At 65.7% G+C, this 21,939-nt stretch carries 20 protein-coding genes; 8 read left to right on the top strand and 12 right to left on the bottom strand.

Annotated elements, in window-relative coordinates; genetic code table 11:
* Positions 1-16 precede the first annotated feature (16 nt).
* The 3 genes from BM449_RS13425 to BM449_RS13415 are packed head-to-tail and all read left to right on the top strand — an operon-like array spanning position 17 to position 2,375.
* The gene (locus BM449_RS13425; protein ID WP_071801642.1) at positions 17-1,360 is read left to right on the top strand and encodes a glutamate-5-semialdehyde dehydrogenase; all 1,344 of its coding nucleotides are present in this window, start codon (positions 17-19) and stop codon (positions 1,358-1,360) included.
* A 35-nt stretch (positions 1,361-1,395) separates the two neighbouring features.
* The gene (locus tag BM449_RS13420) at positions 1,396-1,749 is read left to right on the top strand and encodes a dihydroneopterin aldolase (protein ID WP_071801641.1); all 354 of its coding nucleotides are present in this window, start codon (positions 1,396-1,398) and stop codon (positions 1,747-1,749) included.
* Positions 1,750-1,763: 14 nt separating this feature from the next.
* The gene (locus BM449_RS13415) at positions 1,764-2,375 is read left to right on the top strand and encodes an alpha/beta fold hydrolase (RefSeq protein ID WP_120352864.1); all 612 of its coding nucleotides are present in this window, start codon (positions 1,764-1,766) and stop codon (positions 2,373-2,375) included.
* Positions 2,376-2,394: 19 nt separating this feature from the next.
* Here the strand turns inward: BM449_RS13415 and BM449_RS13410 are convergent, their stop codons facing one another.
* From BM449_RS13410 to thrS, 5 genes are all read right to left on the bottom strand, one after another.
* Positions 2,395-4,545, bottom strand: coding sequence for a M3 family metallopeptidase (locus BM449_RS13410; protein ID WP_071801639.1), 2,151 nt, complete (start codon positions 4,543-4,545; stop codon positions 2,395-2,397).
* Between the two features lie 55 nt (positions 4,546-4,600).
* Positions 4,601-6,175, bottom strand: coding sequence for an NAD(P)H-quinone oxidoreductase subunit 4 (locus tag BM449_RS13405; protein WP_071801638.1), 1,575 nt, complete (start codon positions 6,173-6,175; stop codon positions 4,601-4,603).
* Positions 6,176-6,241: 66 nt separating this feature from the next.
* Positions 6,242-7,195: a homoserine kinase gene (gene thrB, locus BM449_RS13400; protein WP_071801637.1), complete on the bottom strand. Its 954-nt coding sequence runs from the start codon at positions 7,193-7,195 to the stop codon at positions 6,242-6,244.
* 39 nt (positions 7,196-7,234) lie between these two features.
* A complete protein-coding gene (glk, locus tag BM449_RS13395; RefSeq protein ID WP_071801636.1) occupies positions 7,235-8,311 on the bottom strand; it encodes a glucokinase in 1,077 nt (358 codons plus the stop codon).
* A complete protein-coding gene (thrS, locus tag BM449_RS13390) occupies positions 8,308-10,026 on the bottom strand; it encodes a threonine--tRNA ligase (protein WP_233831372.1) in 1,719 nt (572 codons plus the stop codon). The genes glk and thrS overlap by 4 nt, the downstream gene beginning before the upstream one ends.
* Before the next feature lie 189 nt (positions 10,027-10,215).
* Here thrS and BM449_RS13385 point away from each other — a divergent pair, with 189 nt between their 5' ends.
* Positions 10,216-10,677 carry a TM2 domain-containing protein gene (locus tag BM449_RS13385; RefSeq protein ID WP_205526825.1) on the top strand — a complete coding sequence of 154 codons (462 nt, stop codon included), beginning with the start codon at positions 10,216-10,218 and terminating at the stop codon, positions 10,675-10,677.
* On the opposite strand, the gene BM449_RS13380 is transcribed toward BM449_RS13385, so the two are convergent.
* From BM449_RS13380 to BM449_RS13360, 5 genes are all read right to left on the bottom strand, one after another.
* Positions 10,674-11,198 (bottom strand): glycoside hydrolase family 104 protein, encoded by a 525-nt coding sequence (locus BM449_RS13380; protein WP_311134030.1) that lies wholly within the window; start codon positions 11,196-11,198, stop codon positions 10,674-10,676. The two genes, BM449_RS13385 and BM449_RS13380, sit on opposite strands and share 4 nt — an antisense overlap.
* A 407-nt stretch (positions 11,199-11,605) precedes the next feature.
* A complete protein-coding gene (gene trpS / locus BM449_RS13375) occupies positions 11,606-12,622 on the bottom strand; it encodes a tryptophan--tRNA ligase (protein ID WP_071801633.1) in 1,017 nt (338 codons plus the stop codon).
* A complete protein-coding gene (locus tag BM449_RS13370) occupies positions 12,619-13,446 on the bottom strand; it encodes a hypothetical protein (RefSeq protein WP_186437654.1) in 828 nt (275 codons plus the stop codon). Before BM449_RS13370 ends, trpS begins: the two co-directional genes overlap by 4 nt.
* A gap of 36 nt (positions 13,447-13,482) precedes the next feature.
* Positions 13,483-13,989 carry a hypothetical protein gene (locus BM449_RS13365; protein ID WP_071801632.1) on the bottom strand — a complete coding sequence of 169 codons (507 nt, stop codon included), beginning with the start codon at positions 13,987-13,989 and terminating at the stop codon, positions 13,483-13,485.
* Complete coding sequence (locus tag BM449_RS13360) at positions 13,982-14,914, bottom strand: cation diffusion facilitator family transporter (protein ID WP_071801631.1); 933 nt, start codon at positions 14,912-14,914, stop codon at positions 13,982-13,984. The genes BM449_RS13365 and BM449_RS13360 overlap by 8 nt, the downstream gene beginning before the upstream one ends.
* Before the next feature lie 142 nt (positions 14,915-15,056).
* On the opposite strand from BM449_RS13360, the gene BM449_RS13355 reads away from it, so the two are divergent.
* The 3 genes from BM449_RS13355 to BM449_RS13345 all read left to right on the top strand — a co-directional run bounded on the left by BM449_RS13355 (position 15,057) and on the right by BM449_RS13345 (position 19,078).
* Positions 15,057-16,472: a YcjF family protein gene (locus BM449_RS13355; RefSeq protein WP_083544683.1), complete on the top strand. Its 1,416-nt coding sequence runs from the start codon at positions 15,057-15,059 to the stop codon at positions 16,470-16,472.
* Between the two features lie 134 nt (positions 16,473-16,606).
* On the top strand, positions 16,607-17,671 hold the full coding sequence (gene psbA / locus BM449_RS13350) for a photosystem II q(b) protein (RefSeq protein WP_071801629.1): 1,065 nt from the start codon (positions 16,607-16,609) through the stop codon (positions 17,669-17,671).
* A gap of 240 nt (positions 17,672-17,911) precedes the next feature.
* Positions 17,912-19,078, top strand: a complete 1,167-nt coding sequence (locus tag BM449_RS13345; protein ID WP_071801628.1) for a DUF4336 domain-containing protein — start codon at positions 17,912-17,914, stop codon at positions 19,076-19,078.
* Positions 19,079-19,088: 10 nt separating this feature from the next.
* Here the strand turns inward: BM449_RS13345 and BM449_RS13340 are convergent, their stop codons facing one another.
* Positions 19,089-19,436: a DUF760 domain-containing protein gene (locus tag BM449_RS13340; RefSeq protein WP_071802301.1), complete on the bottom strand. Its 348-nt coding sequence runs from the start codon at positions 19,434-19,436 to the stop codon at positions 19,089-19,091.
* A 31-nt stretch (positions 19,437-19,467) separates the two neighbouring features.
* A complete protein-coding gene (lepB, locus tag BM449_RS13335) occupies positions 19,468-20,094 on the bottom strand; it encodes a signal peptidase I (RefSeq protein WP_071801627.1) in 627 nt (208 codons plus the stop codon).
* A 72-nt stretch (positions 20,095-20,166) separates the two neighbouring features.
* Between lepB and menD the strand changes: the two genes are divergently transcribed.
* Positions 20,167-21,927: a 2-succinyl-5-enolpyruvyl-6-hydroxy-3-cyclohexene-1-carboxylic-acid synthase gene (gene menD / locus BM449_RS13330; RefSeq protein WP_233830801.1), complete on the top strand. Its 1,761-nt coding sequence runs from the start codon at positions 20,167-20,169 to the stop codon at positions 21,925-21,927.
* The last annotated feature ends 12 nt before the right edge of the window (positions 21,928-21,939 follow it).

Here is a 21,939-nt window from a genome sequence, read left to right as displayed (position 1 = left end):
TTCTGTTCCTGAATCCATTCCCGATTCCGTCCCAGGATCCGTCCCCGAACCGAGCGCCGATCTGCTGCAACGGGCCAGCGCCGTGCGTCAAGCAGCGATGGCCCTGGCCCAGACCAGTGACAGCCAACGGCAGCAGGCGCTGGAGGCCATGGCTGGCGCCCTGGAGGAAGACGCCGAGGCCATCGTGGCCGCCAACCGGGCTGATCTTGAGGCCGCCGAGCACGACCAGCTGGCGGCTGCGTTGCTGGGGCGGCTGAAGCTGGATACAGGCAAACTCTCGGCGGCCATCGCTGGGCTGCGCCAGGTGGCGGCCCTGGCCGATCCGCTCGGCTGCCGCCAACTGCACACCGAACTCGATGAGGGCCTGGTCCTCGAGCGGGTCAGCGTGCCGCTGGGGGTGGTGGGGGTGATCTTTGAGGCGCGCCCCGATGCGGTGATCCAGATCGCCGCCCTGGCGATCCGCTCCGGCAACGGCGCCATCCTCAAAGGAGGCCGCGAGGCCAGCCGCAGTTGCCAGGCGATTGTGGAGGCGCTCCACAGGGGGCTGGCAGGCACGGCCGTGGCGCCAGGCTGCCTGGCGTTGCTCACATCACGCGAAGAAAGCCTCGGCCTGCTCAGGCTCGATGGCCTGGTGGATCTGATCATTCCGCGCGGCTCGAACGACCTGGTGCAGTTCATCCAGGACCACACCCGCATCCCCGTGCTCGGCCATGCCGATGGGATCTGCCATCAATACGTCGACCGGCAGGTGAACCTCGATCAGGCGCTGCGCATTGCGATCGACAGCAAGACCCAGTACCCGGCAGCCTGCAATGCGACCGAAACCCTGCTGGTTCACCAGGAGGTGGCTGCCGCCTTCCTGGAGCGGGCGATCCCGGCCTTCACTGCCGCCGGCGTGGAGCTGCGCGGCGATCCAGCCGCCTGTGCCCTCGGTGTGGCCAAGGCCGCCAGCGCAGCCGATTGGTCGACGGAATATTCGAGGCTGGTGCTGGCGGTGAAGGTGGTGGCCAGCCTGGAGGAGGCGATGGCGCACATCGCCAGCTACGGCTCCCGGCACACCGAGCTGATCTGTACCACCAACACCGACACCGCCGAGTGCTTCCTGCGCACAGTGGACAGTGCCGGGGTGTTTCACAATTGCTCCAGCCGCTTCGCCGATGGCTTCCGCTACGGCTTCGGCGCTGAGCTCGGCATCAGCACCCAGACCATGCCGCCGCGGGGCCCTGTGGGTCTGGAGGGCCTGATCACCTACCGCTACCGGCTGCGTGGCCACGGCCAGATCGCCGCCGATTACAGCGGCGAGAGTGGCGCCGATGCTGGCAAGCTGCGTCAGTTCCGCCATCGCCCCCTGCCGCTTTGAACGCTGGGAGCCCCTGGGGGACGGATGCGATCCATATGCGCGGGCTGCGGCTCTGGGCCCATGTGGGCGTACTGGAAGAAGAGCGGCAACTGGGTCAGTGGTTCGAGCTGGCTTTCAGCCTCTGGCACGACCTGCAACCAGCCGGCCGCAGCGACGATCTCAGCCTCAGCCTGGATTACGCCCTGGGGATCCAGGCGCTGCAGGCGCAGGCCCGTGAGCTGCGCTGCCTCACGCTGGAGCACTACGCCGAGCTGGTGATGGACCGACTGGAGCAGCTCTACGGGCCGGTGCCCCTGCGGGTGGAGATCTGCAAATGCCAGGCGCCGGTGCCGGGCTTCCAGGGGAGCGTCAGCGTGGAGCGCTGGCGCCATTGGCCTGATCCACACTGATGGCTGCCAATCCGATGCCTGCCAATCCACTGGCCGCCTACCCGCCCCTGGTACTGGTTCATGGCCTCTGGGACACGCCACGCCTGTTCAACCGGCTGCGTGACGCCCTGGCCGGTGAGCGCGACCCGCTACTGATTCCCTATCTGCACCACCGACTCGGAGCCACCCGGATGGGGCCCCTGGCTGAACGCCTGGGCGAGTCGATCGAGGCGGCCTTCGGGCCTACCGAGCCGATCGACCTGCTGGGTTTCTCCATGGGCGGTGTGATTGGCCGCACCTGGATTCAGGAGCTGGGGGGGCACAGGCGCACCCGCCGCTTTTTCTGTGTGGCCAGCCCCCAGCAGGGCACGCCCCTGGCCCAGATCTGTCCATCCTGGCTGCTGGGTGGAATTGCCGAACTCAAACTGGGCAGCCCGCTGCTGCACAGGCTCAATGCCGATCTCCGTGCCCTCGAAGCGGTCGACTGCCGCAGCTTCTATACCCCTACCGACCAGATCGTGGTGCCGGGCTGGCGGGGGGTGCTGCCTGTGGGGCCCCGCACGGCTCTGCCGCCGATGACCCACCAGGGCATCCTCAGCGATCAGCGCGGCCTGGCCGCGTTACGCCAGGCCCTGCTTTCAGACTGATTCATTCGGGCTGATTGGTTCAGACCGCGCTAGTCGCCAGGCCGGAGTGGCGGATCAGGGCTTCGGGGCTGGGCGGGCGGCCGCGGAAACGCTCGAACACCTCCTGGGGACTGCGGCTGCCGCCAAGGCTCAGCACCGTGTCGCGGAAGCGGCGACCGGTGGCGATGATTTCGGCCTCGTTCTCCAGGCCCACCTCCTCAAAGGCACTGAATGCATCGGCGCTGAGCACTTCGGCCCATTTGTAGGAGTAGTACCCGGCGGCATAACCGCCCGCGAAGATGTGCCCGAAGGAGCAGAGCAAGGCATCTTCCTCGATCAGCGGCAGCACCGTGGTGGTGGTGGCGATCTGGCGACGCAGCTGGGCCGGTGTGACGCCAGCCTCCGGCTGCCAGAGGCTGTGCAGCCGCAGGTCCACCAAGGCCAGGTGCACCTGACGCAAGGTGGCTGCTCCGGCCATGAAGGTGCGGGCCGCCAGCAGCTTGGCGAAGCTGTCGGCTGGCAAGGGATCGCCGGTCTGCCAGTGGCGGGCCATGCCCAGCAGGGTGGCCCGGTCGTAGCACCAGTTCTCCATGAACTGGCTGGGCAGTTCCACCGCATCCCACTCCACGTGGTTGATGCCGGCGGCCTCGGGCCGCTCCACGGTGGTGAGCATGTGCTGCAGCCCGTGGCCGAATTCATGGAAGAGAGTTTCCACCTCCTCGAAGGTCATCAGGCTGGGCGTGCTGCCCACCGGTGGGCTCTGGTTGCAGATCAGGTAGGCCACCGGCAAGACCGGCGTGCCAGCTGAATCGAGCGAACGGCCCAGGCAGTCGTCCATCCAGGCCCCACCCCTCTTGCTGCCCGGGCGGCTGTAGGGGTCGAGATAGAAGGCGGCGATCGGCGCCGCGCTGGCGGCATCGATCACGCGAAAAAAGCGCACATCCGGATGCCAGATCGGCGCTTCCCCATCGGCGGGCACGATCTGGATGCCGAACAGACGGCCGCAGAGGGCAAAGAGGCCATCGAGCACCCGGGGCAGCGGGAACCAGGGCCGCAGGGCTTCGCTGTCGAGATCGAAGCGCTCCTTGCGTAACACCTCGGCCCAGAACGGCAGATCCCAGGGCTGGAAATCGCTGGCCTCGGGGGCGCCGTGGCGGGCGGCGCAGGACTGAAGGTCGGCCAGCTCGGCCTCGGCGATCGGCAAGGCCGCCGCACGCAGGTCTTCAAGCAGGGCCTCCACTGCCTCCACCGAGCCGGCCATCTTCTTCGAGAGGCTGAGATCGGCCCAATGGGGGAAACCAAGGCGGCGGGCCTGCTCACCGCGGAGCGTGAGGATGCGGCTGATCAGCGGCTGGTTGTCGAGTTCACCGCTGGAGGCCCGCCCCACATGGGCCTTGTAGGCCAGGGCCCGCAGGTCACGGCGACGGCTGTATTTCAGAAACGGCCCGTAGCGGGGCATGTCGAGGCCCAGCAGCCAGGGCCCCACCGTCGGGTCACTGGATCCGGCCGCCTGGGCCAGCTGATCCAGCACGCTGGACGGCAGGCCCTCCACCTCATCCGCTGTGGTCAGGCGTAACGTCCACTGGTTGGTGGCATCGAGCACGTGGTTGCCGAAATCACTGGAGAGGTGAGCGAGTTCCTCACTGGCCTTGTTGAAGGCTGTCTGCTCACCGTCGCTGAGGCCCACACCGCGCAGCCGCATCGTGCGCAGCTCGGCGCTGAGAATCCGTTGCTGGGTGGCATCGAGCTCACCGGCTTCACCGGGCCCCGCTTGCTTGTGCTGGCTCTGCAGTTTTTCAAGGGCCCGGTAAATCGCCTGGCTCTGGCCGGCCCGGTTGCTGAAGGCCACCACGGCCGCCTGCTGGCTCTGGTGGGCCTCACGCAGCTCCGGGCTGTTGCACACGCCCACCAGATGGCTCACCACTCCCCAGCTCCAGCGCAGCTGCTCGCCGAGATGGTGCAGGGGCTGCATCACCGCCTCCCAGCCCAGGATCTCGCCGCTGGCCCCAGCCCGCTCCAGATCTGTGTTGAGGTTGGCTTCCAGGGCTGTGAGCGCTGAGCCGAGCTGATCAAGCAGCAGGGGAATCTGGCTGCTCACCTGCTCGGCGGTGATCGCTTCGAAGGCCGGCAGACCGGAGCCTGCCAGCAAGGGCGAGGACTGCAGCGGGGACGCAATCACGTTGGCGCTCATCAGAGGATCAATGGCTCTGAGCCCATTTCAGCCGATCCGCCACGCCGGCGTGGGCTCAACCCAGGGCGGGAAGCCGGCTGAGGGCGATCACGCTTTGGTTGGCCACGGTCTGGGCCAGGGCCGTGGTGCTGGCGCCATAGAAGTCGATCGCCAGGCGGGGCCAGAAGCCGATGGCCAGGGTGGGCACGAGCAACACCAGGCCGATCACCAGTTCGCGCGGTCGCATGTCGCCCAGCACCGCCAACGCCGGGATCCTCGGGCCAAAGAACACGCGCCGGCACATCGAGAGCAAATACACCGGTGTGAGGACCAGGCCGATCGCCGCCAGCAGCACCGTGACGATGCGGAAGCTGGTGGTGAAGCCTTCGTTACTGGTGACACCGAGGAACACCGTGATCTCACTGACAAAACCGCTCATGCCCGGCAGGGCCAGGGAGGCAAGCGAGCTGGCCAGGAAGAAGGCAAAGGTGATCGGCAACACCTTGGCCAAGCCGCCCATGTTCGGGATCGAGAGGGTCTTGGTGCGCTCGTAGAACACGCCGGTGACGAAGAACATCGAAGCGGCGATCAGCCCGTGGCTGATCATCTGCAACATCGCGCCGCTCATGCCGAGGCTGTTGATCGCGCCGATGCCGAGCAACACGAAGCCCATGTGACTCACCGAACTGCAAGCGATCCGTCGCTTGACGTTGTCCTGGGCAAAGGCGTTGAGGGCGCCATAAATGATGTTGACGATGCCGAGCACGATCAGGGCCGGGGCGAGCCGCAGATGCACCTCCGGCAGCATCTGCACGTTGAAGCGCAGCAGGGCATAGCCGCCCATCTTCAGCAGCACGCCGGCCAGCAACATCGACACAGGCGCACTGGCCTCACCGTGGGCATCGGGCAGCCAGGTGTGCAGCGGAAAGATCGGCAACTTGACGCCGAAACCCACCAGAAAACCGAGGTAACAGAGCAGACCAAAGCTGCCGCCGTAGGAGCGGCTGCTCAGCTCAGCGAGATTCAAGGTGAAGCTGTCACCGCCGAGGGCCAGGGCCAGGCCGCTGATCAGAATCAACAGCGAGGCGGTGGCGGTGTAGAGGATGAACTTGGTGGCGGCGTACTGGCGCTGGGCCCCGCCCCAGATCGCGATCAGCAAGTACACCGGCACCAGCTCCAGTTCCCAGGCCAGGAAGAAGAGCAGAAAGTCCTGGGAGAGGAACACCAGCGACTGGGCCGAGGCCTGCAGCAGCAGCAGGCCGAAGTAGAGGTTGGTCTTGCTGTTCACATTCCAGCTGGCCGCCACCGCCAGCAGGGTGACCAGGCCACTGAGCACCACCAGCGGCGCCGAGAGGCCATCAGCGGCCAACGACCACTCCAGGCCCAGGAACGGCACCCAGGGCACCCGCTCCACCAGCTGCAGGGCGCTGCTGCCGCCATCGAAGCGCTGGCTGAAAACCCAGAGCATCAGCAGCAGATCGGCCAGCAGCACCACCAAGGCCACCGTGCGTGGGCCGCGAGGGTCCGTGCCATCACCCGGCAAAAGGGGGAGCAGCAGGGCGCCGGCGGCCGGCAGCAGGGCGATCAGGCTGAGCCAGGGGAACTCCGTGGTGAGCCGGCTTGTGGCCGAAAGGAGCAGGGGGGCGTCCATGGCAGCCAACAAGGGATCCGGTGTCACCGGTGACCCGGCGGTGGCGAATTTATCAGTTGGGTAGAACTACTCAGGGCGATCTTCCATGGCCTGCCAGCGGCTGCCGTGGTGCTGAAGCTCGAGCACTTCGGCCCGTGAGGCGACGCCTTCCTTCTCCCAGGCCTCCACCATGGCGCGCCCAACTTGAGCGGCCTTGTCCGCGGTGCTCAGGGCCATCAGACTTGGGCCGGCTCCACTGATCACACACCCCCAGGCGCCACTCGCCAGGGCCGCCGCATGCACGGCCCGTCCCCCTTGGATCAGACCCCAGCGGTAGGGCTCGTGAAGCCGGTCGTGCATGCCATCGGCGATAAGATCGCCGTTGCCGGTGCGCAACCCCTGCAGCAGCAAGGTGAGCGAGCCGAGATTGACGACGGCGTCCGTGATCGCCACGTGGCGCGGCATCACCCGCCGGGCCTCACTGGTGGGCAGACGCAGCGCCGGGATGGTGATCACCACCTTGACGGCTTCATTCCATTCGCAGCGCACCACCCGCCAGCGATTGGAGGCTGCCTTGGCGGTCAGGCAGAGCCCTCCCAGCAACGACGGCACGACGTTGTCGGGATGGCCCTCGATGTCGATGGCCAGCTCCAGCAGCTTTTCCTTGCTCAACGGCTCTCCCACCAGGGCATTGGCGCCGATCAGGCCGGCCACGATCGCCGTGGCGCTGCTGCCCAGGCCCCGAGCCGGCGGCACGGCCAGCCGCACCCGCGCTTCCAGCGCCACCGGCTCCTCGCCGGCCTCCTTCCAGACCCGCTGGGCAGAACGGTAGACGAGGTTGTCAGGTCCCCCGCGCAGGTGGGAGCCCTCACTGCCATCGATCAGCAGATCGAAGCGCTCGCCATCTCCTTCGATGCAGCGCAACACGAAGCGATTGTTCAGGGCCAAGGCAGCGCCAAGGCAATCAAACCCCGGCCCGAGATTCGCCGTGGTGGCGGGAACATTCACCTCGACTGCCTGGCCGAGTCGCGGCCGCACCATGTTGTCTGCACTGCTGGCCACAGTGTCCCACTTGCCCGATCATGGGTTGAATAAAGGGCTTGCCGTGTCGTGCCCCCCCGCCAACATTCGCGCCCGACAGGCGGCGCTGAACAGCCCGGCGCCCGGGTCAACGATGGCCCTCAGTGGAATGGCTTCAAGCACCGGCGAGAGGCGCCCTTTGGCGCTGAACGGCTGCAGGAAGGCCGGCGAGCGCAGGCGATGCAACAGTTTGGCGGCGGTGCCACCACCCACCCAGAGGCCACCCCGGCAAAGGCAGTGCAGGGCCAGATCACCGGCCACGCTGCCATAGGCCCCCAGCCAGAGGCTGAGCGCTTCTGCGGCCATGGGATCGCCGTCGGCGGCGGCCGCTGACACCAAAGCCGGCAGGTCCGGTCGATCGGGGCGGCCATCCCGTTCAGCGGCCGCCCAGGCCAGGGCTGGCTCAGCCAGGGAATGGGAATCGGCGCTGGGGGCTTCCGTCAGCATCCAGCGGAACAGATGGCCGAGGCCGGTGCCGCTCACCACCCGCTCCACCGAGAGGCGATCGAGGCGAAGGTCGTCTTGAAGCCATTGCTTGAGCCGCCATTCGGCGCTCAGGCGAGGGGCGAATTCGGCGTGCGCCGCCTCGCTGGCCATGGCGATCAGGCCGGACGGCCCAGGCACGCCGATCGCGGTGCCCAGCCCAGTGCCGGCACCGAGCACCGCCACGGGTGCACTGAGCAGCGGCTCCTTAGCCGGCAAAGGCCGCAGGGCCTGCTGCTGATCGGCGGCTAGATGGGGCAGGCCATACACGAGCACGGCGAAATCGTTGACAAGCTCCAAGCAGTCCAGGCCGCAGGCAGCCGCCAACTGCTGCTGATCCAGCTGCCAGGGAAGATTGGTCACCTTCACCTGGCCGCCGATCACCGGACCGGCGACGGCAAAACAGCCATGGCTGGGCGTTTCTGTCTGCAGGGGATCAGCGGCAAGGAAGTGGGCCACCATGGCGGCGAAATCGGGCCAGGCCTGGGAGGGATAGCGCTCCTGGCGCAGCGGCAGCAGCTGCCCGTCCGAGAGCCGGTAGGTGGCCAGAAGGGTTTTGGTGCCGCCGATGTCGCCGGCGAGAAGCAGGGTCATGGGCTGGGAAGGTTGAGGCCGGCGGCGCGCTGCTGATTGGCGGCGGCGGCGGCGCTGAGCAATTCGGCAACGGCCACAGTGCCGAGGTCACCGTCGCGGCGGCTGCGCAGGCTCACGCTCCCCCCTTCAGCTTCCTTGGCCCCGATCACCGCGAGCAGGGGGATTTTCTGCTGTTCGCCCTGGCGGATCAGCTTGCCGAGCCGTTCGCCGCTGCGATCGAGGCTGGAGCGCACGCCAGCGGCCCGCAGCTTGCTCTGCAGATCGGCTGCAAACTCAAGCGCCCCATCGCTGACAGGCAGCAAGCGGATCTGCTCAGGTGCCAGCCAGAACGGGAAGTCACCGGCGTAGTTCTCCACCATGATCGCGAAGAAACGCTCCAGCGAGCCAAAGATGGCGCGGTGAATCATGATCGGACGTTGGCGACTGCCGTCGGCGGCCACGTACTCCAGATCGAAACGCTCGGGCAGGTTGAAGTCGAGCTGGATCGTGGAACACTGCCAGAGACGGCCGATGGCATCTTCGATCTTGATGTCGATCTTGGGGCCGTAGAAGGCGCCGCCACCTTCATCCACTGTGTAAGCCCAGCCCTTGCGCTCGAGCGCGTCGATCAGGCCCCGGGTGGCCAGCTCCCAGACGCCGTCCTCGCCAATTGATTTTTCTGGGCGGGTGGAGAGGTTGATCTCGTAGGTGTTGAAATCGAAGGTGGAGAGGATCTGCTCGGTGAGGTTGAGAACGCCGAGGATCTCGTCGCCAATCTGATCGGGCAGACAGAAGATGTGGGCGTCGTCCTGGGTGAAGCCCCGCACCCGCATCAGCCCGTGCATCACGCCGGGGCGTTCGTAACGATACACAGTGCCCAGTTCAGCCCAGCGGATCGGCAACTCGCGGTAGGAGCGCAGCCGGCTGGCATAGGTGAGCACGTGGAACGGACAGTTCATCGGCTTGAGCTGGAACTGGCGCTCATCCACCTGCATCGGCCCGAACATGCTCTCGCTGTAGAAGTCGAGATGGCCGGAGGTTTGCCAGAGGCTGAGATCGGCCACATGGGGGGTGTAGAGGAGCTCGTAATCGGCCGCAAAGTGGGCTTCGCGCCAGAACTCCTCGATCAGCAGGCGGATGCGGGCGCCACGGGGATGCCAGAACACCAAACCAGCCCCGGCCTCATCTTCGATCGAAAAGAGATCCAGATCGATGCCGAGACGACGGTGATCCCGGCGCAGGGCCTCCTGCTTACGGCGCCGGTATTCGGCCAATTGCTCAGGTGTTTCCCAGGCCGTGCCGTAGATCCGCTGCAACTGGGCGTTGTTTTCATCGCCCCGCCAATAGGCGCCAGCCACACTCTCGAGGTCGAAGGCTTTGCCGTTCAACTCGCCGGTGTTGGCCACATGCGGACCAGCGCAGAGATCCCACCAGCCTTCGCCGAGTGTGTACAGGGTGATCGGCTCAACCAAGCCGGCGAGGATCTCGAGCTTGTACGGCTCGTTCTGGGCCCTGATGCGCGCTTCAGCGTCACCCCGGCTCAGCTCGATCCGCTCCAGCGGCAGTCGACGGGCAATGATTTTGCCCATCTCCTTTTTGATCGCCTTGAGATCAGCCTCCGTGAAGGGCTCGGGGTGGTCGAAGTCGTAGTAGAAGCCGGTTTCAGTCCAAGGGCCGATCGTGACCTTCGCCTCAGGGAAGAGCGTCTGCACCGCCAGGGCCAGCACGTGGCTCATCGAGTGGCGAATGCGCAGCAGCTGGGGGCTCTGGCTGGTTTTGGGGAGGTCGATCGGAGCAGAGGCCGGCTGGGTCTGCGCGCCTGGCAGCGACGGTGCGGGCACGAGCAAAGCCTTGAAGGGGTTTGAATCCTATTGTCGCAACCGATCCGGCACCGCTTCCCCGGCTCCCGACTGCCTCAATCGAGTTTGCCCTTATCACGGCTGCCTGAATCCCGATCCATCGGCCTGGGCTATCTGTTCTGGGCCGCCTCCCTGCTGGGAATCTGCGGGTTACAGCGTTTTTATCTGCGCAAACCCGTCAGCGGAGCGCTGTGGTTGTTCACGCTGGGCTGGTGCGGGATCGGTCAGCTGGTTGATCTTTTTCTTCTGCCCTCGATGGTGGAGCAGGCCAACATGCCGCTGCGCCTGGCTGAGGCTCTGCAGAGCAAGCAGGAAAGCGAGCACCCATCCCTCGAGAAACAACTGTTGCTTTTGGCCCGCTCACGGCGTCTGGAGGGGTTCACGATCAATGACGCCATCTTGAACCTCCAGACCGGCAACAATCAGAGCAGCGAAGCGGTCCGCAGCGAAATCGAACGGCTGCTGCATGCCCATCTACTTGATGTCGGCAACGACGCCCAGGGCCGGGTGGTGTATCGCGAGCCCTAAGCCGCCAGGCCGGCATCACGGCGCCTGGTTTCCAGCATCCGCTGGTGGAAAAGGCGCAGAGCTGAGGCGGTTTTGGCCGGCTGCCCGTAGGCGCTGGCTCCGTTGACCATCGGGAAGGAGGCCCATTCGCGCGAAAGTTTGTCGAGGGTGCGATCGCAAAGCACGCCACGATCAATCGCTGCCAAGGCGCCGCGCCGCTCCACCAAATCGAGGGCGGCCTGATCCTGGCTGGCAGGTCCAAACCCCGACAGGCCAAGGCGGCTCTGTGCCGCACGCCAGGTGGCAGGCAGAAATTGATAGGCGCCAGCAGCGGCGCTGGCGTAGCGCCTGACCACAACGACATCGGGGTGGCGGGCCATGCTCTGGAAGCGGCCACCGCCGTAGAGGGTGAGGTAGCCCGAAACGCTGCCACCGTTCCAGGTGCCCTCCGCATAGCGAATCGTGTCCAGCGCAGCCCGGCGCTCCGGTGTGATCCGGTAAAGCCCCGGTCCTTTGACAACTGCATCCACCGGGGAGGTCACGGCGGGAGCTCTTGCTGGGATTGGATCCGGCGGCGGAGCCATGGCAGTCGTCCTCGCGGATGTCGCGGCCAGGCAGAGCAAAGGAAACCCCATCAGCAGACCCACCTGGGTCAGGGGAAGGAGGGGTGCTGGCCGCTCAAGCCTGAAACGCATCGGCTGTATTGATTAAGAACTGCCATGAGATTGTGCTTTTCGCTACGGATCCCTGGCAAGAGCTGGCCGACCGCCCTTGACAAGGGTGCGTAGAAATGCTGATCCGGTAAATTGGCTAGCTACAGAGGCTTCCGCTGCCGGGCTGCCACAGGAAACGATCAGATCAACTGATCAAAAAGCTGGGGTGGATCAGTCTCTGAGCGGGACACCTGCCAGGCTGTTGGACGGAATTCATCGCTCCAGAGCCAGCCGCTTCAGCGCGCTGCCAGAAAACCCAGCGCCTTGCGCACCCGCTCCAGCGTCGCCCCAGCCACCGCCGAGGCGCGCTCCCGCCCATCGCGTAAGACCGCCTCAAGAGCGCTGGGATCGGCGCGGATCGCGCCATAGCGTTCTTGTAAAGGCCGCAGGGCTTCGACCGCCGCTTCGGCCAGCAGGGGTTTGAACTGGCCCCAGCCCATGGCCTCGCACTCCAGCGCCGCCTGCTCGCGGCTGCGGTTGCTGAGCAAGGCATAGAGCCCAAGCAGATTGTCAGCCTCAGGGCGCTCAGGATTGCCGAACTCCAGCCCCATGGCCGGGTCGGTCTTGGCCCGCTTGATCTTCTTGGTGATCAGTTCCGGTGGATCGAGCAGGTTGAGGCGGGAGCCCTCATTGGGGTCGCTCTTGCTCATTTTGCTGCGTCCATCGCCGAGGCTCATCACCCGGGCACCCTCGGCGAGGATCATCGGCTCTGGCACCTTCAGCAAGGGCTGATCGGCTGGCGCAAAGCGGGCGTTCACGCGCTGCTGGGCGATGTTGCGGGCCAGCTCCAGGTGCTGTTTCTGGTCTTCCCCCACCGGCACTAGGTCAGCGTCATAGAGAAGGATGTCGGCGGCCATCAGCACCGGGTAATCGAGCAGCCCCACCGAGACGCTGTCGCCCTGCTTGATGGCCTTCTCCTTGAACTGGATCATCCGCTCCAGCCAGTTCAACGGCGTCAGGCAGTTGAGCAACCAGGTGAGCTCGGCGTGGGCAGCCACCTGGCTTTGAACGAAGACGGTGGAGCGCTGCGGATCGATTCCACAGGCCAGGTAGAGAGCTGCGGTGCGCAACGTCGACTCCGCCAGCTCGGCTGGATCGTGGGGGACCGTGATGGCGTGGAGATCAACCACACAAAAAAACGGCTCGTGGCTCTCCTGCAGGGCCACCCAGTTGCGGATGGCCCCCAGCCAGTTGCCCAGATGCAAGGCGCCGCTGGGTTGAACCCCGGAGAGAACCCTGGGGCGATCACTCACGGTTGGGTGTCGCCGCTGTCGGGATCAGCGGCAGGTTCGAGCGACGGTTCAATCGTCACCGGCAAGGGGCCTTCCGTTGCTGGATCGGGCTCGTTGCCACCTACTTGGTGCAGGGAGGGATCGAGCAGGGGCGCCACCTCCACCAACGGCGTGTCGTCGACCGGGGCTGGCGGGGCCGGTTGGGGCCGGCTGGGTCGGGCAAACGGATCGGAGCGGCTGGGGTTCCGCTCGCCAGAGCGAACGATCCCGCGCCCTTCTCCACGTCCTTCACCGCGCCCTTCACGACGGCCGTCACCGCGGCCCTCGCTGCGGCCCTCCAGGCGCCGCACACTGCTGGCTTCCCGGGACGGTTCCGGACGGTCGCCAGCTTGGGCCCGGTGCTGGGCGAGCAGCTCATCGAGCTTGCCCAGCTCCAGCAATTGGGCCACGGTGCGGATCGAGAAACCAAGGGCCGCCACAGGGGTGCGCAGCTGGAATGTCTCTTGGATCAGCTGGGCAGCCCGTTGTTCGTTGTCACTCAGGCGGATCCGGTAGCCACCGGTCTCCCTGTTGCCATCGCGGCCACCCTCTCGATTGCCGTCCCTGCCGCCACCCTGACCGCGGACCCGCTCACGGCGCCCTTCGCGAGGCTCCTTACGAGCCGGCTCCCCGGAAGCCAGAGCCTCAGCTGCCGCCTGAGGTTCTGGCGTTCCCAGAGGCTCAGCAATGACCTCGGTCTCGGGCGTCCCGGACTGCTCCTGCGAAGCCTGAGAAATGGCTGTGTCGTTCTGACTGCTGTTGCTCTGATCCGTGTTGCCCTGATCCGTGCTGTTTTGATCGGCCATTGCCGGAGCCCTTCAATCCAGGGCAAGTTTGCCCCATCAGGCGTTCCCTCTCCCGGCCATCCAGTGCAGCTGGTGTGACTCCCTCGGCCGCCCGCGCGCGAGCACCAGCAGGGGCAAGGGCCGATCGCCCGGACGCTCAAACAGCCCTCGATAGGTGGCCAGGAAGGCCAGGTAGTCAGCCAGCGTCCAACCGTGACGGCCGTCGTCCTGGGCCTGCCAATAACGCTGCAGGGCTTGTTGGCAGGCCTGTTGGCCAAATTCCTGCCAACACAGTGATTCCGCCAGTACAGACTCCACCCCTTGCTGCCGCAGGGTCCGGAAGCGCACCAACTCCGGAGCTGCCGCCGTGCTGTCTGGGGGCAGAACCGTGGTCAGGGTTTCGAGTGGCACAACAGCGAGCCGCAACCAACAGCGATTCAGCACCAATACCGGCAGCTGGCCATGCCAATGCTGTTGCTGCTGTTGCTGCTGCCACTGAGATTCCAGCAGGTCAGCCTGCCGGAGCGTCAGAGACAGGCCCAGCTCCCGCGTCAGCTCAACCATGGGTGCCACGGAAGGTGATCTCGGCACTGGCATATTCCCTGGGCTCGAGGTGAATGGTGCAGCGCACCGGGCCGAAGCGAGCCTCCAGGTGCTCTTCGACCAGTTCCGTGACCCGATGGGCGGTGGGTAGATCGTTGGCCGCCACCACCATGTGCATGTCGATGAACACCTGCTGACCAATCACGCCTCGGCTGGCGATGTCATGGCAGTTGAGCACTCCTGGCACCGCCATAGCCACCGAGTGGATCGCTTCTGGCGCGATGGCGATCTGATCCACCAGCCAGGGCAAGTTGCTGCGCAACACCTGCCAGCAGGCCCGCACAAGCAGCAGGGCCAATGGGACCGCCACCGCCAGATCCAGCCAGTTCAGACCCAGCCAGAGCGCGCCACTGAGGCCGACCAACACCATCGCGGTGGTCCAGATGTCGCTGGTGGTGTGCATGGCATCGGCCAGCAGCAGACGGCTCTGTAGCCGCTGACCCTCCCGTCGTTCGTAGAACGCCAGCGCCAGATTGCCGCAGAGCGCCAGCAGAACCAGGCCCAGCTCAACGGGGGTGATGCGCAGCGGACCAATGCCATTGATCAGGCGTTGGGCTGCGGTTTGGAGGATTTCGAAGGCGGCAAACAGGATGAATGCCGCGATCGCCAAGGCACCGACGCCTTCATATTTATGGTGTCCGTAAGGATGGTCACGGTCTGGCCTGGGATCGGACAGACCGTTGGCGATCAGACCCAACAGGCTGGAGAGGCCATCGGTGGCGCTGTGCATCGCATCGGCCAGCAGGGCCAGGGAGCCGCTCAGCAGGCCGACCGCCAGTTTCAGCAGACTCATGGCGATGTTCACCGCCAGGGCGATCAGCAGAACCCTCTGAACGGGCCCCCGGTTGTCACTGCCGAGGGCGGCCCGAGCGGCTTGGGACGGGATGACGTTTCCAGCGGAGGCTTCCCATCTAATTTATGGAGGCTCTGGGATGATTGGTTGAGCTGAGCTAGAGATGCTCACCTCAGCCGGAGCCGCCACCGGCGCCGCTGCCCGACTGTTTTGCCCAATCCCTTTGCCCAATCCCATGGTCCCTGATCCCAGGGGTATCCCCTGGCTGCCGATCGCGGCCACTGGGCTGCGCCGCCTGGCTCTTCCAGCCGGGGCGCTGTTGGCGGGAGGCTGGGTTCTCGGCGACGCCCTGCATTTGCCCCTGCCCACCGCCCTCGCCGCAGCGGCGATGACAGGGGGCTGGTGGTGGTTGAGCCGCCCACGGCGTCCTGTCAGCCCCAAATTGCCGACATCCCTGGAGGGCTGGTACAGCCGCTGTGACGCCCTGCTGCTTCAGTTCGACAAGCTGGCCGTTGCAGGCGGGCTGACCGGCGAGGCCAGAGCCCTGGCCCAGGAGAAGCGCATCCAGCAGCTGGAGCTGCTGCGGCAGCGGCAGCAACGGACCAATCTCGAGCTGGGCGTGGTGGGGTTAACCCCGCCGCCCGCTTCGATGCAACCGGCCCTGCTGGCAGCCCTGCGCGGCGCCCTGCCCCTGACCCTGCACTGGGGCCATCCCCTTCCCTCCACCAGCCCCGACTGGCAGTGGCCCCAAGCCCTTGAGCAGTGCGACCTGCTGCTCTACGGCCTGACGCCACCCCTGCGGGGCGCCGACCTGCGCTGGCTGGGCAGCCTGCCGCAGCAGCAAGCGGTCTGGTTGCTGGTGGACGCCCAGCCGTCGGCGGCGCAATCCCTCCAAGACCTGGAGCTAGAACTCCGCTCCCAACTGCCCGAGCCTTTGGGCGAGCGGCTGCTGTTCTGGCAGGGCGAGGCCGAGGGACTGGGCCAAGCAACCGCGCCACTCCAACCCGTGCTGCATGGCGGTGGGCGGCAGCGCCTGATCGACACCGACCGGCGCTGCCTTGCCTCGCTGCATGACGCCTGGCAAACCGAACTTGAGGCTCTGCGGCGGCAAGCCTTGCGGCCGCTGCTGCAGCGCACCCAGTGGACCGTGGCAGGCGCCGTGCTCATCGCCCCGCTGCCCAGCCTGGATCTGTTGGTGCTGGCCGCTGCCAACGGCCTGATGCTGCGGGAGATGGCCCGCCTCTGGAACTGCCCCTGGGATGCCGATCAACTGCGCGACGCCGCCATGGAGCTGGCCAAGGCCGCCCTGGCCCTGGGCGTCGCCGAGTGGAGCAGCCAGGGTTTGATGGCCTTGATGCGACTGGAGGCTTCCACCTGGTTGGTGAGCGGCGCGCTCCAGGCGCTCAGTGCCGCCTACCTCACCCGGGTGGTGGCCCACGCGATGGCCGATGTGCTGGCCCTCAGCAGCGGCGTGCCCCAGGCCGATCTTCAGCAGCTGCGCCTGCAGGCCCCCCTGCTCGTGGCCAAAGCTGCAGCAGCAGAACAACTCGATTGGCCGGCGTTCCTGCGCCAGGCCAAGGACTGGGTGCTCTCCGGTCCTGGCTCCAGGGGAAACAGTCCAGGCCTGGATCAGCGCCAGCTACCGGCTTGATTCATCCATCTTCATGAACACTTGATGAACATGTTCATGAACATTATTTTCCAGGCGACACGAATCATGGAGTGATCCCAGAGGCCAAAGTCTTGATGACTAGCCTGTCATTCATCTTCGTCCTCATTCCTCCAATGACAACGGCTGTTCGCAGCGGACGTTCCGCCTCTTGGGAAAGGTTCTGTCAGTGGGTCACCTCCACCGACAACCGCCTCTACGTGGGCTGGTTCGGTGTGCTGATGATTCCCTGCCTCCTGGCAGCCACGAGCTGCTTCATCATTGCTTTCATTGCCGCGCCGCCTGTCGACATCGACGGCATCCGTGAGCCTGTGGCGGGCTCTTTGATGTACGGCAACAACATCATCTCCGGTGCTGTCGTTCCCTCCAGTAACGCCATCGGCCTGCACTTCTACCCGATCTGGGAAGCCGCCAGCCTCGATGAGTGGCTTTACAACGGCGGTCCTTACCAGCTGATCATTTTCCACTTCCTGATCGGTATTTCGGCCTACATGGGCCGTCAGTGGGAGCTCAGCTACCGGCTGGGCATGCGTCCCTGGATCTTTGTCGCCTACAGCGCGCCGCTTTCGGCCGCCTTCGCCGTCTTCCTGATCTATCCCTTCGGCCAGGGTTCGTTTTCTGACGCCATGCCCCTTGGCATCTCAGGCACCTTCAACTTCATGCTGGTCTTCCAGGCGGAGCACAACATCCTGATGCACCCCTTTCACATGCTCGGTGTGATCGGTGTGTTTGGCGGTTCGCTGTTCTCGGCCATGCACGGTTCGCTTGTCACCAGTTCGCTGGTACGGGAAACCACCGAAAGCGAGAGCCTGAATTACGGCTACAAGTTCGGCCAGGAAGAGGAGACCTACAACATCGTGGCGGCCCACGGTTATTTCGGCCGCCTGATCTTCCAGTACGCCTCCTTCAACAACAGCCGCAGCCTGCACTTCCTGCTCGCCGCCTGGCCGGTGGTGGGGATCTGGTTCACGTCCCTGGGCGTCAGCACGATGGCCTTCAACCTCAACGGCTTCAACTTCAACCAGTCGGTGCTCGATTCCCAGGGCCGGGTGTTGAACACCTGGGCCGACGTGCTCAACCGCGCCAACCTCGGTTTCGAGGTGATGCACGAACGCAACGCCCACAACTTCCCGCTTGATCTGGCCCTGAGCGAATCCAGGCCCGTGGCTCTGATCGGCTGATCCGTTATTCGTTCAGGCCTTTTGCCGGCTTTCTCAGGTGTTCACTGCCACCATTTAGCCCCCTCCCTGGAGGGGGCTTTTTGATAGGGTCGCACAATCTCTTCATCTCACAGCAACGTTGCGTTGGGCTGACGATCTCCCCCATGACTGAATGGCCCAGCGGCCTTACTCCTCGCGGGCCTCAAGCATTTCGTCAGTGGTTTCAGTCAGGGCGAGTGAGAACAGCGTGAGTGATGGCAAGTGAGTGATGCGGTCGCCGACCAGCGCTGGCCCTGGTGGCCTCTGCTGCCGCTTTATCCCTACGGCCGACGGCGCACCTTGGTGCGGGAGCTGGTTCCAGGCCTGGTGTGGGGTTTCGAGCAGCTGCAGGGGCTGTTCTATGTGGCCGTGCCGATCCGGATGACGGTGGTGCGGCTGCGCGAAGGCCTGCTCCTCTACGCCCCGGTTGCTGCCACCGCTGAAGTGATCCAGGAACTTCGGAGCCTTGAGGCTCGCCACGGTCCGGTGGTCACGATCGTGCTGCCGACCAGCTCCGGGCTGGAGCACAAGCTGCCGGTACCGGCCATGGCCAGGGCTTTCCCCCGTGCCCAGGTCTGGGTCAGTCCCAAGCAGTGGAGCTTCCCACTCTCTTTGCCCCTGGACTGGCTGGGTTTCCCGGCGGATCGCACACGGGTGTTATTTGAGGACGGCGTGCCCCATGGCGATGCACTGTCCTGGCACCCCCTGGGTCCTGTGAATTTGGGCATCGGCACCTTCTTGGAGGTTGCCGTGTTCCACCGCAGCAGTGGCGCCCTGCTCGTAACCGATGCGCTCGTGGCTATTGCCCCTGATCCACCGCAGCTGTTTGACGCTGATCCAAGGCCCCTGCTGTTTCACGCACGGGAGAGGGGTGATGAACAACTCCAGGACACAGCCGAACGGCGGCGACGGGGCTGGTGGCGCATGGTCCTGTTCGCGTCCTATTTCCGGCCGGAGTTCCTACAGGTTTTGCCTTTGGCAGAGGCGTTGGCTCTGTCCTGCCGAGTCGGCGTACGGCAGGCCGAGGCTTATTTCGGGATCTATCCGTTTCGCTGGCTGCCTGGCTGGGAGGCCGACTTCGAGGCGTTGCTTCGCGGGGGCCAACCCCATCTGCAGATCGCCCCAGTGCTGGAGAGGCTGGTCTTTCCCCGATCCAAGGAGCTTCTGTTGGGCTGGATCCGTGAGCTGGCGGGGATCGACTCCCTGGCCTGGATCATTCCCGCCCACTACACGGCCCCGGTCCACTGCACCAGCCAAGATCTCTGTAACTTTGCTGGCGAACTCGAAACACGTGATTGGGCCTGCTCGGAAGGGTCCTGGCGGTTCTTAGCTGGCCTGGACAACAACTTGCTGCGCTGGAGAATCATCCCCAGGTCTGTTCAGAACTAGGACCAGCCCCTCAGAGCTTCAGTTCGCCGGGATCGGCATCACTGCCCCCTTCGCCGAACAGGGTGGTTTCGAGCTCCATCCGCTGCTCCATTTGGCGCAGGAAGTAACCGGTCATCATCGCCGAAGCGAGCAATCCAGCCAGATTATCCCGGCTGGCTTGAATCTTCACCTCGAACTGCTCGCTGGGGATCATCCCAAGCAGGCCTTGCACGTTGTGGCGGATGATGTCTTGGATATCGCCACTGGCCGAACGGGCTACCCGCTGCAGCACGTCCGGGGATTGTTCCTGCAAATACTGAATCAACAAATTACTGTTGATCGCTTCACTGTCAGTGGTCAGGAACTCCGGGTTGAACATCTCCGGTGTGCTCTGCATCACGGCTTTCACCCTACCGCAGGCCGTCGGCCTCCCCTCCTGCCGGCAGGGGTGAGAACCGTATCGGTCCGAGCTGGTTGAGGGGCCAGTAGCGCAACACGGCCGTGCCGATCACGTGATCAGCAGGAAGCGGACCCCAGAGGTGGGAATCGAGGCTGGCATTGCGGTTGTCCCCCAAGACCATCAGATGTCCCGGGGGCACCACCAGCGGCGGTAGGTCGTAAGCGATCGGCACCTGGCGCCAGGTCTCAACTACGGGGGTCCCATTGCGGATCAACGCGCCGCCACGCACTTCGATCCGATCACCTGCCCCGCCGACCACCCGCTTGATGAGGGCGGCTTTGGGGTCGTAGCCGGCTTCGAGCAAGGGGTCTGGCGGCCTGAATACCACGATGGTTCCTACCGGCAGGGGGGCTGGCAGATGGGGCCGAACCTTCTCCACCAGGATCCGATCGTTCAGCTGCAGGGTCGGCAGCATCGAGCCCGAGGGAATCCAGCGGGGTTCGATCACCGCCCAGCGCAGCGTCACCGCCAGCAGAACCCAGAGCAAAAGGCCAAGCCAGGGCCGGGTGTTCGGTTGGCCCCCTGGGCCAGTGGCAGGAGCAGGCGCTGGGGCGAGGTCCGGTGCTGGGGCGCTCATTTCAGGGTCCGAACCGGAGGAAAGCCCCGCAAGTGGGCATGATCACCCCATCCTGAACAGGTGCGGGCCAGGGTGAGCGCAGCCGGGAACCTTGAGGCTTCTCTGATCCTGCTGCAAGGCCTGCAGCGGCTTGGACTGCGGCGCCTGGTGCTCTGTCCCGGCAGCCGGTCTGCAGCCCTGGCTGTGGCGGCCGGGATGCTGGCGGGTCCGCGCCTGAGCCTGCAGACCGGCATCGATGAACGCTCCGCCGCCTTCTTCGCACTCGGGCTGAGCCGGGCCGATGGAGTCCCAGCGGCCGTGATCACCACGTCGGGCACCGCCGTCGCCAACCTGCTGCCAGCGGTGGTGGAAGCTGACCACGGCGCGATCCCTCTGTTGCTTCTGAGCGCCGACCGACCCGCTCACCGCAAGGGATGCGGCGCCAACCAGACCGTCAACCAGGAAGACTTCCTGCGGCCCAGCTGTCGCTGGGTCGGCGAAGCCGAGGCCACCGGCCTGGCGGCCATGGGAGCGGCAGCCCTCGAAGCGATGGCCGAGCGTGCCTGGCGATCCGCCCTGGGCTATCCAGCCGGACCGGTCCATCTCAACCTTCCGTTCGAAGAACCCCTGCACGCCGACGCCGGCACCCTGCAGCGCCTGGCCGCCCTCTGGCTGCCAGCTGCTTCCTCGGCAGAAGTCGTGGCCAGGCCGGATGGCGCGCTAACGGGCCTGGATTCGGCGCTGTCCGGCCTGGATCCCGATCAACCTGGACTAATCGTGGCCGGACCGTGGCGCGGAACGCCGGCTGATTGGCCGGCGTTCCTTGCCGCCCTGCGCCACTGGCAGCAGCGCAGTGGCTGGCCCCTGCTGGCTGACGGGCTCTCCGGGCTGCGGGGCCAATCGGATCTGGTCTGCTTCGCGGGCTACGACCTGTTGCTGGAGGCGGCGCCGTTAGAACTGGCGGCCGCCCAGGTGCTGCGCCTCGGTCCCACGCCCTCCAGCAGGCGCCTTCAGCAGTGGTTGGCTGGCTTGGGGGGCCATCAGCTGCTGATCTGCGAAGCCGATCCCCGCAACCAGGATCCGCTGGGAACGGCGACATCAAGCGATGGACTGGGCTTGGCCCACTGGTGCCAGAGCCAGAGCGACGCCATCTGGCGAGGGCAGCCCGCCCCAGCCAGCACGGCCCTGCAGCAGCGCTGGCGGCAGCGGGAGGCCACCTGCCAGGCGCTGCTTGATCACAACCTGCCGGCCAGCGGAGCGCCGAGCGAACCAGCCCTGGCCCGGGCCCTGAGCCTGCTGCTGCCGGCCGATCGGCCGGTGATGCTGGCCAGCAGCAGCCCCGTGCGCGACTGGGAGAGCTTTGCCGATCCAAGGGGCCCAGCCCGGCCCTTCTATGGCTTCCGCGGCGCCTCCGGCATCGACGGCACCCTGTCGCTGGCGGCTGGACTGGCCGAGAGCCTGGGACAACTGGTCTTGGTCTGTGGCGACCTGGCCTTGCTGCATGACAGCACCGGCTGGTTGTGGGGTCAGCAGTTGACGGGGCAACTCACCGTGGTGTTGATCGATAACGGCGGCGGCGGCATCTTCGAGCAATTGCCGATTCGCACCAAGCCCGAAACAGGCACCGTCGATTTTGAGCGCCTGTTCGCCATGCCCCAGCGCCTTGATCACCGGGCCCTGGCGGCGGCCCATGGCGTGCCATCCCGGCGGGTGGAGCGGCTCGACGACCTGGCGGCAGCCCTGCACTGGAGTGAGGGAGAACAGCTCGCCCTGCTGGAGCTGCGCACCGATCGCCGGGCCGATGCCCAGCTGCGAGAACTGTTGCGAGCCAGTGGCGGTCACGCCACAGAATGAGGGCGACCTTGC

Origin of the sequence: Synechococcus sp. SynAce01 (genome assembly GCF_001885215.1) — a bacterium.
In the GTDB taxonomy this organism is placed as follows: domain Bacteria; phylum Cyanobacteriota; class Cyanobacteriia; order PCC-6307; family Cyanobiaceae; genus Regnicoccus; species Regnicoccus frigidus.
This window is presented reverse-complemented; position numbering and strand designations above follow the sequence as displayed.